This is a genomic window from Mycobacterium sp. ML4 (genome assembly GCF_054515735.1).
This window is the reverse complement of record NZ_JBTNSY010000010.1, coordinates 183952-198465: the sequence shown is the minus strand read 5'-3', so window position 1 is coordinate 198465 and position 14514 is coordinate 183952. Positions and strand designations below refer to the sequence as shown.

General features: G+C 66.3%; 14 protein-coding genes and 1 pseudogene. 12 read left to right on the top strand and 3 right to left on the bottom strand.

What is annotated here, in order from left to right:
- The first annotated feature begins 88 nt into the window (after positions 1-88).
- The 5 genes from aldR (at position 89) to ACX9NE_RS13855 (ending at position 4870) form a co-directional block, all read left to right on the top strand.
- A complete protein-coding gene (gene aldR / locus ACX9NE_RS13875) occupies positions 89-571 on the top strand; it encodes an HTH-type transcriptional regulator AldR (protein WP_459361971.1) in 483 nt (160 codons plus the stop codon).
- Positions 572-599: 28 nt separating this feature from the next.
- Entirely contained in the window at positions 600-1061 is a 462-nt protein-coding gene (locus ACX9NE_RS13870) for an SRPBCC family protein (RefSeq protein WP_459361973.1), read from the top strand.
- A gap of 64 nt (positions 1062-1125) precedes the next feature.
- A complete protein-coding gene (locus ACX9NE_RS13865) occupies positions 1126-2043 on the top strand; it encodes a metal-dependent hydrolase (RefSeq protein WP_459361975.1) in 918 nt (305 codons plus the stop codon).
- A 3-nt stretch (positions 2044-2046) separates the two neighbouring features.
- Positions 2047-3783: an SDR family oxidoreductase gene (locus tag ACX9NE_RS13860; protein WP_459361977.1), complete on the top strand. Its 1737-nt coding sequence runs from the start codon at positions 2047-2049 to the stop codon at positions 3781-3783.
- A gap of 4 nt (positions 3784-3787) precedes the next feature.
- Positions 3788-4870 (top strand): PDR/VanB family oxidoreductase, encoded by a 1083-nt coding sequence (locus ACX9NE_RS13855; RefSeq protein WP_459361979.1) that lies wholly within the window; start codon positions 3788-3790, stop codon positions 4868-4870.
- Here ACX9NE_RS13855 and ACX9NE_RS13850 read toward each other — a convergent pair.
- Together ACX9NE_RS13850 and ACX9NE_RS13845 are read right to left on the bottom strand one after the other, a co-directional pair.
- On the bottom strand, positions 4867-6594 hold the full coding sequence (locus ACX9NE_RS13850; RefSeq protein WP_459361981.1) for an alpha/beta fold hydrolase: 1728 nt from the start codon (positions 6592-6594) through the stop codon (positions 4867-4869). The two genes, ACX9NE_RS13855 and ACX9NE_RS13850, sit on opposite strands and share 4 nt — an antisense overlap.
- An 80-nt stretch (positions 6595-6674) precedes the next feature.
- A complete protein-coding gene (locus tag ACX9NE_RS13845) occupies positions 6675-8048 on the bottom strand; it encodes an HNH endonuclease signature motif containing protein (RefSeq protein ID WP_459361983.1) in 1374 nt (457 codons plus the stop codon).
- A 103-nt stretch (positions 8049-8151) separates the two neighbouring features.
- Between ACX9NE_RS13845 and dapB the strand changes: the two genes are divergently transcribed.
- The 3 genes from dapB to ACX9NE_RS13830 are packed head-to-tail and all read left to right on the top strand — an operon-like array spanning position 8152 to position 9790.
- Entirely contained in the window at positions 8152-8889 is a 738-nt protein-coding gene (gene dapB, locus ACX9NE_RS13840; RefSeq protein ID WP_459361985.1) for a 4-hydroxy-tetrahydrodipicolinate reductase, read from the top strand.
- Complete coding sequence (locus tag ACX9NE_RS13835) at positions 8886-9341, top strand: hypothetical protein (protein ID WP_459361987.1); 456 nt, start codon at positions 8886-8888, stop codon at positions 9339-9341. Before dapB ends, ACX9NE_RS13835 begins: the two co-directional genes overlap by 4 nt.
- Positions 9338-9790 (top strand): flavodoxin family protein, encoded by a 453-nt coding sequence (locus ACX9NE_RS13830; protein WP_459361989.1) that lies wholly within the window; start codon positions 9338-9340, stop codon positions 9788-9790. The genes ACX9NE_RS13835 and ACX9NE_RS13830 overlap by 4 nt, the downstream gene beginning before the upstream one ends.
- A gap of 47 nt (positions 9791-9837) precedes the next feature.
- Here ACX9NE_RS13830 and ACX9NE_RS13825 read toward each other — a convergent pair.
- Positions 9838-10073 (bottom strand): annotated as a pseudogene (locus ACX9NE_RS13825) (thioesterase family protein); the annotation flags it as partial.
- A gap of 194 nt (positions 10074-10267) precedes the next feature.
- Here ACX9NE_RS13825 and ACX9NE_RS13820 point away from each other — a divergent pair.
- The 4 genes from ACX9NE_RS13820 (at position 10268) to ACX9NE_RS13805 (ending at position 14405) form a co-directional block, all read left to right on the top strand.
- A complete protein-coding gene (locus tag ACX9NE_RS13820) occupies positions 10268-10669 on the top strand; it encodes a nitroreductase family deazaflavin-dependent oxidoreductase (RefSeq protein WP_459361991.1) in 402 nt (133 codons plus the stop codon).
- Positions 10670-10723: 54 nt separating this feature from the next.
- Positions 10724-12250, top strand: a complete 1527-nt coding sequence (locus ACX9NE_RS13815; protein WP_459361993.1) for a class I adenylate-forming enzyme family protein — start codon at positions 10724-10726, stop codon at positions 12248-12250.
- Positions 12251-12455: 205 nt separating this feature from the next.
- Entirely contained in the window at positions 12456-13244 is a 789-nt protein-coding gene (locus ACX9NE_RS13810; protein WP_459361995.1) for a PPE family protein, SVP subgroup, read from the top strand.
- A 21-nt stretch (positions 13245-13265) separates the two neighbouring features.
- Entirely contained in the window at positions 13266-14405 is a 1140-nt protein-coding gene (locus ACX9NE_RS13805; protein WP_459361996.1) for a PPE family protein, read from the top strand.
- Positions 14406-14514 lie beyond the last annotated feature (109 nt).

Genomic DNA, 14514 nt, shown 5'->3' with positions numbered 1-14514 from the left:
AAGAAAATTCGAGATCCACGCAATCTGGATGGTGATTATTCTATAAAGTTCACCTGTGACCGATAAATCGACGGAATCTGCGGATCAAATGGCTAGCGCCCCGAAGGATGTTCGGCAGGCCGATCTCGACGACGTGGACCGCAGGATCCTGGCTCTGCTGCACGGCGATGCACGCATCACCAACAACGCCCTGGCCGAAACGGTCGGCATCGCGCCGTCGACATGCCATGGTCGCGTGCGCCGTCTGGTGGAGCTCGGCGTCATCCGCGGCTTCTACACCGACATCGACCCGGTGGCGGTGGGGTTGTCGCTGCAGGCGATGGTCGCGGTTCGACTTCATTCCAACGCCCGCCGCAAGCTGCGCGGTTTCATCGAGCAGATCCGCCGCAAGCGGCAGGTGGTCGATGTCTACTTCCTGGCCGGCGCAGACGATTTCATCCTGCACGTCGCGGCACGCGATACCCAGGATCTGCGTTCCTTCGTGGTCGAGAACCTCAACGCCGACGCCGATGTGGCAGGCACTCAAACGTCGTTGATCTTCGAGCATCTGCGCGGGGCTGCGCCGGTTTAGCGGCCGCCGGCCTGGCTATGATCAGGCCATGAGCGAGCCGTCTGTGACCGCGACCGTGCAGATCGACGCCAGTCCAGAGGTGGTCTACGGCCTGATCACAGACCTGCCGACATTGGCCGCGCTGGCCGAAGAAGCGGTGTCGATGGAGCTGCGCAAGGGTGAGGCGGTCACCGAGGGGGCGGTGTTCGTGGGCCGCAACGAGAACGGCAGCAAACGCTGGACGACGAAATGCACCGTCACCCACGCCGAACCCGGCAGGGTCTTCGCGTTCGATGTGCGGCACACGATTTTTCCGATCGCACGCTGGCAGTACGACATCGTCCCGGCCGGCGAAGGCTGCGAGGTCACCGAGAGCACGTGGGACCGGCGGCCCGCCTGGTTCGCCAAAGTGGCCGGTAAGGTCACCGGCTTAGCCGATCGGAAGGCCGCGAACGCCCAGCACATCGAGCTGACGCTGCAGCGGCTCAAGCAGCGGGCCGAAAAAAGGTAGTACCGCGGGTATCGCATACCTGTGGCTGTTCAGTACACTTGCCACTCGAGGCAAGGGGGCCGTGATGAGCGCAGTTGACGATCGGGCGGTGGGTCCGCACTCCAGACAGTCGGACGCTGCCGAGCATGAACGGCTGGTCCTGGAGGCTCGCGATGTGGAGTTCGACTGGTCTGCGCTGCCGTTCCACTATGTGCCCGGCCAGCCGATGGCCACCCATGTCCTCAACGTGCTGCACCTGCTGCTGCCCGCCGGAGAGGAGTTCTTCGTCGACGTCTTCAAGCAGACCCTTCCGCTGATCAAGGATGACCAACTGCGCCTCGACGTGCTTGGATTCATCGGGCAGGAGGCGATGCATTCGCAGGCGCACTCCGGCGTCCTCGCCCACTTCGATGCGCAGGGCATTGACGTGACGCCGTTCACCGACCAGGTGCGCTGGCTGTTCGGCAAGCTCCTGGGAAACAAGCGGCATCGCAGCGTACGTCGCCAGCACGGTTGGTTGTTGGAGCAGGTTGCGTTCATCGCGGCCATCGAGCACTACACCGCCGTGCTGGGGGAGTGGATTCTGGATTCGCCCGCGCTGGACGCCGTCGGCACCGACCCGGTGATGCTGGACATGCTGCGCTGGCACGGGGCCGAAGAGGTCGAACACAAGGCCGTGGCGTTCGACACCATGAAACATCTGCGGGCCGGGTACTGGCGGCAGGTCCGTGCCCAGCTCGCGGTGACGCCGGTGCTCACGCTGTTATGGATTCGCGGGGTGCGGTTCATGTTCTCGGTGGACCCGTGCGTGCCGCCGGGCACCAAGGCGCGCTGGCGCGATTTCTTGCGGGCCGCGCGACGTGGGTTGGTGCCCGGGCCGCTGCGGTTGATCAGCATTGTCGGTTCCTACTATCGACCAGGTTTCCACCCATCTCAACTGGGCGGGCTGAAGCGAGCCGTCGATTATCTGGCGGTGTCGCCGGCGGCGCGCGCCTCGCACTGAAACATGGCTGAGATCAACGCATCTGACGGTGTCGTCCTGGCAGTGCACCGTTACAACGACCTGGACCCGGCGCGCCCGACCATCCTGGCCCTCCATGGCTACCCGGACAACCACCACGTCTGGGACGGTGTGGCCGAACTGCTCGCGCAGCGCTGCAACGTCGTCGCCTACGACGTCCGGGGCGCGGGCGAATCATCCTCTCCGGCAACCAGGTCCGGCTACCACCTGGACCAGTTGGTAGCCGACATCGGTGCCGTGATCGACAGCCTGGGCGTCGAGCGGGTGCACCTGCTGGCGCATGACTGGGGTTCGGTCCAGGCATGGTCGGCGGTCACCGACGACACCGTGATGCCCAGAGTCGCCTCCTTCACCTCCATCTCGGGTCCGCACGTGCGCCATATCGGCCAGTTCGTGCGCTCGGCGCGCACTCCGCGCGATGTCGCCCGGGTAGTCAGACAGGCGACGTCATCGGTGTACGTCGGATTCTTCCTGAGCCCCGGGCTCCCGGAGCTGTTCTTCCGGTCCGGGCTCGGAGTGAAAGTCGTTGAGGGTCTTGAACGAGTGGGGCGTTCGAGCACGATGAGCCGCCGAGTCACGTCGCCGCGCACGATCGGCGATTACGTCAACGGTTTGAACCTGTATCGCGAAAACCTGCCCGCCCCACTGGTGGCGCCGGGCGAGGATGTCCGGCAGACCACGGTCCCGGTGCAGGTGTTGATCCCCGGCAAAGACCTCTTCATCACCCCGGCCCTGCAGCGGTACGTCGGTGCGATACCACCGACCGGCCGGGTCGTCCCGATCCAGGGTGGGCACTGGGTGGTGACGTCGCGCCCCGACGTCATCGCGCGGCTGACCGCGGAGTGGATCGACCAGGTCGTCGGCGGCAAGCCGGAATCAGGGCTGCGGGGTGGCCCCCGTGAGGTGGGCGGCAAGCTGGCGCTGGTCACCGGGGCGGGGGCGGGCATCGGCCGTGCGACCGCCGTGGAATTGGCCCGCAACGGTGCGGCCAAGGTCGTGATCGTGGACCGTGACCCCGGGGCTGCCGACGAAACGGCGGATGCGGTTCGCGCGGCCGGCGCCCAGGCCGCCGTCTACCAGGCCGACGTCAGTGACGAAGACATGATGAACGATCTTGCCGCGCAGGTCCATCACGATCACGGTGTGGTCGACATCCTGGTGAACAACGCCGGCATCGGAATGGCGGGCCGGTTCCTGGAGACGACGTCGCGGCACTGGGACGACATCATTGCGGTCAACCTCCGCGGCGTGATCACCGGCAGCCGGGCCTTCGGCGCCCAGATGGTGAAGCGCGGTGAGGGCGGGACCATCATCAACCTTTCCTCGGCCGCGGCGTTCCTGCCGTCGAAGTCGATGGTGGCCTACAGCACGACGAAGGCGGCAGTGCTGGGATTCAGCGAGGCCTTGCGCGCCGATCTCGCCGACGAGGGCATCACCGTCACGGCGGTGTGCCCGGGTTTCGTCAATACCAATATCGCCAAGAACACCGTCTACGCCGGCATGTCGGCGGAGCAACAGGATCGGGCCCGAGCGAAGGCGGACGCGACCTACCGGCGGCGCAATTACGCTCCGGAAGCCACCGCCAGGGCCATCGTCAAATCCATCAGGACCGGGCCCGCCGTGCTGCCCGTCGCTCCGGAGTCCAGGCTCGGTTATGCGATGCGGCGCATCAGCCCGTCCGCCATTCGGTTGCTGGCTCGCCTGGACATCCGGCAGCAGTAGGGGAATGACTGTGCCGGACAGCATCTGGACGAGCAGGCCCGCCGACCTTTATGGCCGTCGCGAACACGACCGCTTCTTCACCGTGTTGTGTGGTATTCGCACCGTGATGGGGGGGCTCTCAGCCGCATCGCGGTGGAAGCCCTCTCGGGTGACGCCCGTGCCGCGCACCCACCGTGCGCGGGTCATCGAGCGTAGGCTCGTCGCGCCCGATGTCGTCGCCCTGACGTTGGCTGACAAGGACGGCGGGTTGCTGCCCTCCTGGACGCCGGGCGGGCATATCGACGTGCAGCTGCCCTCGGGGCGTCGTCGGCAGTACTCGCTGTGCGGACCGCCCGGACGACGGACCGACTACCGCATCGCGGTGCGGCGCATCGCCGACGGCGGCGGCGGGTCGATCGAGTTGCACGACGCCTTCGATGTCGGTGACACGCTGCTTTTCGAAGGTCCCCGCAACGCTTTCTATCTCGGCACGTCGGAGCGCGACGTGTTGTTCGTGATCGGGGGCATCGGCGTGACGCCCATCCTGCCGATGATGCGGGTCGCGGCCCAGCGCGGAATCAATTGGCGGGCAATCTATGCCGGTCGCACCCGGGAGTACATGCCGCTGCTGGACGAAGTGCTGTCGGTGGGCCCCGAGCGGGTGACGGTGTGGGCCGATGACGAGCGTAGGGGGTTGGCGTCGGTGGATCAGCTGCTCGCCGGTGCCGGGCCGACGACCGCGGTGTACGTCTGCGGACCGGCCGCCATGCTCGAAGCGGTCCGGGTGGCCCGCGACCAACACGCCAATGCGCCACTGCATTACGAGCGATTCAGTCCCGCGCCGGTCATCGACGGAACTCCCTTCGAGTTGGAGCTGGCGCGCTCGCGTCAGGTACTGAGCGTCCCCGCCAATCGCTCGGCGCTCGAGGTCATGCTTGACCGGGATCCGATGACTCCCTACTCGTGCCGGCAGGGATTCTGCGGCACCTGTAAGGTCAAAGTCGTTGCGGGGCAGGTGGATCGGCGTGGCCGTACCGTCGAAGCCGCCGACGAAATGCTGGTCTGCGTCTCCCGCTCCGAAGGTGGCCGGCTGGTGATCGACCGCTAGAACACGCCTTTTTCGGTCAGCGTATCGGCAAACTTCGTCAGGTCGGCGGCGAACAATCGGGGTTGTTCGAAGGCGGCGAAGTGGCCGCCGCGGTCGTGGACGGTGTAGTGAACAAGGTTGTATCGCGCTGCGGCCCACGCGCGCGGGGTTTGCAGCATCTCGCCGGGGTAGACGGCGTAGCCGGTCGGGACGTCGACGCGGCCGGTCCATTCGTTGAGTGGGCCGGTGCCGGCCCGCGCGGATTCGCAATACATGCGGGCGGCCGAGGTGGCGGTGCCGGTGAGCCAGTAGAACATCAGGTTGTCGATCAGCCGGTCGGTGCTGATGGGCATGCCGTCGGAGATGTCGCACCAGGCGTGGAACTTCTCGAGTATCCAGCCGGCCAGACCCAGCGGGGAGTCGTCCAGGCCGTAACCCAGCGAATGTGGCCGTGTCGACTGTACTTCCATGTACCCGGTGCCGTCCTTGATTCGTTCGACGCCGGCCGCCATGGCCGCCCATTCGGATTCGGTGACGTCCGCCAGCAGCGCCTGATCGTTTTGGTCCGGCGGTGCGAACAGCATGTTGGTGTGAATCGCAACGGCGTGCTGCGGGTAGTGCTCACCGAGATGGCGGGTGACCAGTGCGCCCCAGTCGCCGCCTTGCGCGACATAGCGGTCATATCCCAGCTGGGCCATCACCCCGGCGACGGCAGCGGCGACATTCGCGACGTCCACCCCGCGCTCTTTCGTGGGGCCGGAGAACCCGTAGCCCGGCATCGACACCAAAACCACGTGAAATCGCTTTCGCAGTAACGGCAGCACGTCGAGAAACTCCACCACCGAGCCCGGCCAACCGTGCGTAATGACCAGCGGGACAGCATCGTTGAGCTCTGAGGTGGCATGCAGGAAGTGCACTCGCTGCCCGGCGGCCTCGGTGAGGAACGAACCGGCAGCGTTGACTTCGGCTTCGGTGGCCCGCCAATCGTAGCGATGCAGCCAGTGATCGACGACGTTTCTCAGGAATGCCTGCTCGGTGCCGTAATCCCAATCTGCTCCGGCGATTTCGGCCGGCCAGCGCGCCATGCTGAGGCGGCGGCGTAGGTCATCGAGTTGGGACTGGGGTACCTCGATGGGGTAGGGCCGCACCGATGAGCCAATCGTCGGGGCGATCAGTGAAGCCACGGCGGGAGTGCTCGCCGGAGCCGCAACCTTGGTTGTTCCCTGCTCGGCTGCCCAACGATACAGCCGGTAGCCCACGTGCGGCACCGTCACGCCGGGCAGTGGCTTCCACACGTAGGTCCGGTCGTCCAGTTCGAAGCCGTGCTTTTCGTAGAAGTTGCGGGCCTTCTGGTTCTTGTCGGCGGCCCACAGGATGATGTCGTTGTCCGGGTAGGTGCGCAGCACCTTGTTCAGCAGCATGCTCCCGATGCCGTGCCGCTGGTTGTCATCCGCGATGTACAGCGCGTCGATTTGAATGTGGTTGGGATTCGACAGGTCCGGACCGAACAGCGTCATCCCCAGTAGCTTGCCTCGCGCCTCGGCCATCAACATCTGCCAGCCGCCGCGTTTGAGTGTCGACGGGTAGAAGGTCTCGGCCCAGGTCTTCGGCGTGCTGATCATGTCCAGCACGTGTGTGGCCACGATGCCCTTCCAGGACTGTCGCCAAACCGGATAGTGCATCGCGGCGACCCGGGCGAAATCCTTCGGCTTGGCCTCGCGGATCCGAATTTCGCTGGATCTCACGTCCGCACCTCCGCTTGTTGGGTCTGCCTCTCGACCTCTCAGCCTAGAGAGGTGAGGGTGTGTCTTGTTTTGGCACATGGCTACGGCCCCGCCCGTTCGTCGTCGTTGTCGTCGAGGAGGCGTTCGGGGTGGTGGTAGTCGTTGGTGCGGGGTCCGCCGTGGTCGAACCCCGCGGGTGGGGTCCAGGCGGTGCGGTGGTTGGTGAGTTTGGTTGTTTTCCACCCTTTTCCGATGAGTTTGTGGTTGGGAGCGCAGGCCAGGGTGAGGGTGTCGATGTTGGTCTGCCCGCCGATGGCCCATTCGATGATGTGGTGGACTTCGCATTTGTCGGCGGGAACGTCGCAGCCGGGGTGCGTGCAGCCCCGTTCGGCGGCGAACAGGGCGAGGCGTTGGTCGGCTGAGGCGATGCGGCGGCTACGGCCCAGGTAGAGGGGCCGGTTGGAATGTCCGTCGAAGATGGCGAGGTAGTGGTAGGCGCGGGTCGCCATCGTAATGAGGTCGCGCATGGGAATCACGGTGCCGCTGGCGGTAACGCCGTGGCCGGTGGCGGTGGTGAGTTCTTGCAGGGTGGTGGTGACGACGAGCGTGACGGGTAGGCCGTTGTGTTGTCCGAGGGCGGGGTTGCCGAGTTGACCGCGGACCAATGCGCACAGGGCGTCGTGTTGTCGTTGCCCGGTGGTGCGCGTGTCGGTGCCGGCTGCATCATCGCTGGGCTGACCCGTAGGGCAGGGGGTTTGGTTGTCGGGGTGGCACATGCCGGGGGCGGCGAAGCGGGCCAGCCAGGCGTCGATGTTGGCACGCAGTTCGGGGGTCGCGATCAGGGTGCCTTCGCTCATGCCGTCGGCGCGCTGGGGTTTCCAGGTGAAGCGGCGTTGGCGGGCGCGGTCGCGCTCGGAGAACTTGCCGTCGGGGTCGATCAGGACGGCGGCGCGTTTGGCGGCTTTATCGAGTTGGTCGGGGCGCAGGTGGGTGGCCTGGCGGGACAGTAGCTGTTCGGCGCGTTCAACAACAGCGGCGGGGATGTCGGCGGGCAGGTCGTGGATGAAGGCTTGGATGACGCGCAGGTGCTGGGCGTCGAGCATGCCGTCGCGCCATTGCCGGGCGGTGGCGGGCAATTCGGGAGGCAACTCCTGGCCGGTGAGCGTGGTTCGGGGGGCCAGTTGGGCGGCGTCGCGGATGCGGCGGCGGGCTTCGGTGTAGCTGATGCGACACCAGTCGGCGATGACCTGGTGGGCGGGTCCGCCGATGTCGCCGGGGTCTTCGCCGGCGAGACTGTGAATGATGTCGTGGCAGAGCACGGCTTGGTTGCGGCGGGAGGTTTCGAGGCGTTCCAGCGCGCGGCATCGCACGACGGGGTCGAGGGCCGAATGGTCTAGTTCCCGGAGTGCGGCGACCGCGGAGTCGAGTGCGTCAAACGCGGCGACCACTTCCACCGGCGCCGTGATCGCACTCATGTTCGAATCATATTTCGGGAGCAGGCGCCGTGCCGCTGCAGAACCCCAACCTGTGGACCAATCTCCGACTGTGGATAAAACCCAGCCCAGTAGGCTTCACGCCATGCGGGTAGGCGTGCTGGGAGCCAAGGGAAAAGTCGGTGCGACGATGGTGCGTGCGGTTCGGGCCGCCGATGATCTGACCCTGTCGGCGGAGGTGGACGCGGGTGACGCGCTGAGCCTGTTGACCGACAGCGCCACCGAGGCCGTCATCGACTTCACCCACCCCGACGTCGTGATGGATAATCTAAAATTTGTGATCGACAACGGAATTCACGCCGTCGTGGGTACCACGGGCTTCACCGATGAACGGGTCGAACAGGTACGGTCGTGGCTCGCCGGAAAGCCCGGAATCTCCGTGCTGATCGCGCCGAATTTCGCGATCGGCGCGGTGTTGTCGATGCACTTCGCCAAACAGGCCGCGCCGTTTTTCGACTCGGTCGAGGTCATCGAACTGCATCACCCGCACAAGGCCGATGCGCCCTCGGGTACCGCGACCCGGACCGCCAAGCTGATCGCCGAAGCCCGAAAAGGCTTGCCGCCCAACCCGGATGCCACCAGCGCCAGCCTGCCGGGCGCACGCGGCGCCGACGTCGACGGTGTGCCGGTGCACGCGGTACGACTGGCCGGACTGGTCGCCCATCAGGAGATCTTGTTCGGTACCGAGGGCGAGACATTGACCATCCGGCATGACAGCCTGGATCGCACGTCCTTCGTGCCCGGCGTGCTGCTGGCGGTACGTCGCATCCGGGAGCATCCGGGACTGACCATAGGCCTAGAGCCACTGCTCAATCTGCAATGACGCGGACGCTGCGCATACAACTGCTCATCGTCTTCCTTTGTGTGGCGATGCTGGTGTATTTCGTCCTGCTCGGCCGCATCGCCCTGCTGATGATCGGTTCGGGGCGCCCCGCTGCGGTGGGCCTGGGCGTAGCCCTGCTGATCATGCCGTTCCTGGGCCTGTGGGCGATGGTCGCGACACTGCGGGCCGGTTTCGCCCACCAGAAGCTGGCCCGCCTGATCGCCGAAGACGGACTGGAACTCGACGTCAGCGCGCTGCCCAGGCGAGCCTCGGGCCGTATCGAACGCAGTGCCGCCGACTCCTTGTTCGCGGCCGTTCGCGCCGAACTGGAGAACGATCCCGACAACTGGCGGTGCTGGTACCGGCTGGCGCGGGCCTACGACTACGCGGGGGATCGGCGTCGGGCCCGGGAGGCGATGAAGGCGGCGGTGCAGCTGGAGGCGCAAGGGTGACCAGGCTGCTCGTCGTCCATCACACGCCGTCGCCGCATTGCCAGGAGATGTTCGAGGCGGTGGTGGCCGGAGCCACCGACCCGGAGATCGAGGGTGTGGAGGTGATCCGGCGTCCGGCCCTCACCGTGTCGCCGGTCGAGATGCTGGAAGCCGACGGGTACCTCCTCGGTACCCCGGTCAACCTCGGATACATCAGCGGCGCCCTCAAACACGCCTTCGACCAGTCGTATTACCAAATCCTCGACTCCACCCGCGGCCGTCCGTACGGCCTGTGGCTGCACGGCAACCAAGGAACCGAGGGAGCGCAGCGAGCGGTCGACGGGATCGCCGCGGGGCTGGGTTGGGTGAAGGCCGCCGATGACGTGGTGGTGTCGGGGAAGCCGGCCAGGGCGGACGTGGAGGCGTGCTGGAACCTTGGCGCGACGGTCGCCGCGACGTTGATGGGCTGAGTGTCGGGGGTGAGAAATGACAACGAGCGGCTCCCGCTCGGCCGTTGCGTATGGATTGGCTGGAACGCATCGGCGGGCTGATCCAGGGCCAGCGCCGAGCCGGTGCCGATCGGTCCGTGCCGGTCGAACAGCCGTAATGACTCTGAGCCGCCAGCCCCACGTACTCGCCGTCGGGCAACCGGGTCGCGGTGACGGTGTAATCGGCGTTGATATAGCGCAGTCCGCCTGTGCCCCAATGAGTTAGCGAACCGGTCCCATCACCGGCAAAGCTAGGCGGCCCATGCTCGCACCCCGCCGCCCTCGGGCCATCGGACTGGCCCGTAGAGGTCACCGCCGGCGGTGAACTACGCAGCAGCTTCCTGAATCGGCACCGCTACGACGATAGGGCAGGCGCGGTCCGGCATCGGCAGAAGTCCCCGCCAGGAGTGGACCAAGGCCTCTGTCTCGAGGCCTGTCGTGCGAGCAGGCTCGATCAGTATGGCGACCTACACCAAGCCGCGCGTTCGAGACGCGGTCCGACACTTCAACAAGCATGTCCTCAACCCGGCCATGATGGCTGTAGCCGGCCGCAGCTATTGGTACGCGTCGGTGATCGAGCACACCGGCCGAAATTCGGGACGACACTACGCGACCCCGATCGTCGCAGTCCCGGTCCCGGACGGCCTCGTCGTGCCGCTGCCCTACGGCACGGGCGTCGACTGGCTGCGCAATGTGCTTGCCGCCGGCTCCGCGACGATCAGGTGCAAAGGCCGGACCTACCACGTGGCGCGACCGGAAGTAGTCGACGCAGCCGCCGTCGAACCCGAATTGCCGGCGGCGCGGAGCAAGGTTTTTCGCACCTTCCACGTCGACAGCTATGTCAAATTTTCACTGGTCTGAGCCTCGGGTAGCTCCTACCGTTGAGAAGTAGGCGACGGCAGGTGAGGAACGGGCATGCCCCCAGTGGTGGAGATTTCGCGCAGTGGCAACCCCTTCCCGCGCACCGGGATCACCGTCGATGAGAACGGCGTGCCTCAGTACGACGGCATCCCCGCCACGCTGCTCGACATGCTCGCCGACCAGGTCAGTGTCCGCCCGCACAGCGAAGCCGTGGTCGAACTGGGCGCAGATCGGCTGACCTACCAACAACTCTGGGACCGGGCTTCGCGGGTAGCCGGCGGTTTGCGCGCCGGCGGTCTGAAACCCGGTGACCGCGTCGCGGTGCGCTACCCGGCGGGAATCGACTGGGTGCTTGCGTTCTGGGGCACGGTGATGGCCGGCGGCATTGTGGTCGCGGTCAATACGCGATCGGCGCGGCCCGAGGTCGATTTCGTGCTGTCGGACGCCGGGGCGCACGTTGATCTCAACGCGGACACCCCACAGCCGGACGGTCGGCCATACGTCGCCGAACAGCTCGGCCCGAAAGACGTTGCCGCCCTGTTCTACACGTCGGGAACCACCGGACATCCCAAGGGCGTGCCCACCACTCACGAAGCGTTCGTCACCAACACCGAGAACGGAATTCGGTGTCTGGACCAGCCGCGGGATCTCGGCGAGAACCTGCGCACCCTGATCTCGGTGCCGCTTTTTCACGTGACCGGTTGCAACTCACAACTTCTGGCCGCGACGCGACTCGGTGGAGCGGCGGTGATCATGCCCGCGCTCAACCTCGACGAATTGGTTGCCACGCTGGCCGCCGAGCATATCTCGGTGATGGTCACTGTTCCGGCGATCTACGCGTTGTTGCTCCGACACAAGGACTTCGCCACGGTAGATGTGTCCGGTGTCCGCTGGGTCGGTTACGGCGGTGCACCCATCGCGCCATCGTTGGTCCGGTCGGTCAAGAACGCGTTTCCGCACGCCGCCGTGTTCAACGGGTACGGCATGACCGAGACCGCCTCGCTGATGACCGTGCTGCCCGACGCCGAGGCCATCGAGCACGCCGACTCGGTCGGATATGCGGTGCCCTCGGTGGATCTGGGCGTGATCCCGCACCAAGACGGTGAACTCATCGGCGAATTGGTGGCCAGGGGCGCCAACGTCACCACCGGGTACTGGAACCGGCCGGAGGCCACTGCCAGCACCGTCGTGGACGGTTGGCTGCATACCGGTGACGTGGTCCGTGTCGACGAGGCCGGACGGGTGCACATCATCGACCGGCTCAAGGACATCATCAACCGCGGCGGCGAGAACATCTCCAGCGTCGAAGTCGAAGCGGCGCTCCTGGCGTCGCCCGGCGTCGTCGACGCGTGCGTTCTCGGGGTGCCGGACGAGGTCATGGGCGAGAAGGTCGGCGCGGTGCTGTTCGGGGAGCAGGTCGACGTGCCGGCCGTCCTCGAACACTGCCGGGGGCAGCTCGCCGACTACAAGGTTCCCCAGTACGTCACGGTGGTGACGACTCCATTGCCACGCAATGCCGGCGGGAAGCTGCTCAAAGGCAAGCTCCGCGAACAGGTCCAGTGGGGTTCCGCGCTCCGGTGAGCTGACGCGCTACCCGCCATCAATCGCCAGGATTCTCGTGCTGCATGCGTCGTTTTGGAGCGAATACCACAGCAAGATGACACGCTCGATATGGCGGCGTTACGAAGCCGTGAACCGACTTTGATGCGCGGTTCTCACGAACGGGGGTGTGAATCATCAACAGTCACGAATCTCACTGTCCGCCCGGATATTTGAGGAGCAACGAATGTCTTTCTTAACCGCACAGACTCAAGAGCTGGCCGCCGCGGCGGGAAAGCTGCAGACGGTCGGCGCTCAGCAGGCCGCCCAGAATGCGGCTGCCGCGGCCCCGACCACCGGCGGGGTGATCCCGGCGGCAGCCGATGAGGTTTCTGCGCTGCAGGCATCGCTGTTCGCCGCGTACGGCGCCCTTTATCAGCAAGTCAGCGCCGAAGCGACAGCCCTGTACGACGCCTTCGTCAACACCCTGGGAGTCAGCGCCCAGACGTATGCCGCTACCGAGGTGGCCAACTCTGCCGCCGCGGCCTCGTCGCTGCCGGGCGCCACGGCTTTGCCCAGCGCCGTGACGGATTCGCCGCTGGCCAACGTGGCCAACATCGTCAACATCGGCGTCGGAAACTGGGCGTCCGCCGCGTCGAACCTGGTGGGGATGGCGAACGGTGGTCTGATGCCTCCGCTCGAAGAGAACGCAGCGACCGCCGCCACCGACAGTGCGGCTCTGCCCGGCGCTGCAGGGATCGGTGCCGGTCAGGCGCCGGCCGCGGCCGGGTCGGGTGGAGCGTTCCCGATCGGGGCCATGTCGGTGCCCCCGACGTTGGCCGGCCCGGCGAGCCTGGTGTTCGGCACTGCGCCGGCGTCGGTCGGCTGGACCGCCGCGGCGGCGCAGACGCCTGGCGCCACGACAGTGTTGCCCGGGATGCCGGGGATGGTGCCCACGAGCCGAAGTAGTACGGGGTTCGGGGCACCGCGCTACGGCGTCAAACCGATCGTCATGACCCGCCCGGTAACCGGTTGACTTCGAAAGGAATTGACGACGATGGATTTCGGAGCATTGCCCCCGGAGGTCAACTCCGTGCGGATGTACACCGGTGCCGGTGCTGCGCCGATGATGGCAGCCGCCACGGCGTGGAACGGTCTTGCGGTCGAGTTGAGCGCCACGGCGGACTCCTTCGGGTCAGTGGTCGCGCAGTTGACGGCCGAGCAGTGGATGGGTCCCGCCTCGCTTTCCATGGCAGCGGCGGCTCAGCCCTTTCTGGCCTGGCTGACCAGTACCGCTGAATCCGCCGCGTTGGCTGGATCGCAGGCCGTGGCCTCGGCTGCCGCGTTCGAGATGGCCTATGCCATGACGGTCCCGCCGGGTGAGGTGGCGGCCAACAGGGCCCTGCTGTCGATGCTGGTGGCGACCAACGTGTTGGGGCAGAACACGCCGGCAATCGCAGTCACCGAGGCACAGTACGGCGAGATGTGGGCGCAAGACGCGTTGGCCATGTACGGGTATGCAGCGTCGTCGGCGGCAGCGGGGAAGCTGAATCCTTTGGCACCACCGGCGCAGGCGACCAGCCCCGCTGGAATCGCGAACCAGGCTCAGGCGGTCAGCCAGGCTGTCCAGCAGTCGGGGCTCAACCACCTGCTCACCAATCTCCCCAACGCTGTGATGGGGCTGGCCTCGCCGGCGGCCGCGAACGCGGCGGCGCTCGATACGGTCGTACAGGACATCACCGATGTGCTTGCCATCCCGTTCGTGCAGAACGCCATCAACGGCGCCGTCAACACCGCGGGGTGGTTCACCACCGCAGGGATCACCACCGGAGTGTTCCTGCAGCACACCCTCGATGCCGCATTACCCGTGGCCGATGCCGCGGCCGGGATCGGTCCGGCCGCGACGGCTGCGGTGGCTAACTCGACGCCGCCGATCACCGCGGGAGCCGCGCGGCTGATTGGAACGGCGTCCACCGTCGGAGGCTTGTCGGTACCGGCGAGTTGGTCGCCGGCGACCCCGGCCATCACCGCCGGCGCAAGCGCGGCCGAGGGCAGTGGTTGGACCGTGCCAGAAGATGGCTCGGCAGTGGCAACCGTTCCGGGTGCGCCCGGAATAGCGCTGGCCGCCAAGGGTGCCGGTAGCTACGCGGGACCGCGGTACGGGATCAAACCGGTCGTGATGCCCAGGGTCATCTGATGATTGGAACTCTCTATGAGTCGGCTCGGTTGGCCGGAGCCCTTTAGCAGCCTTCGTTAAAATCGCGGTGAGCGGCATCCGAATTGGCGGTGCTGCATCGCGCAGGGCG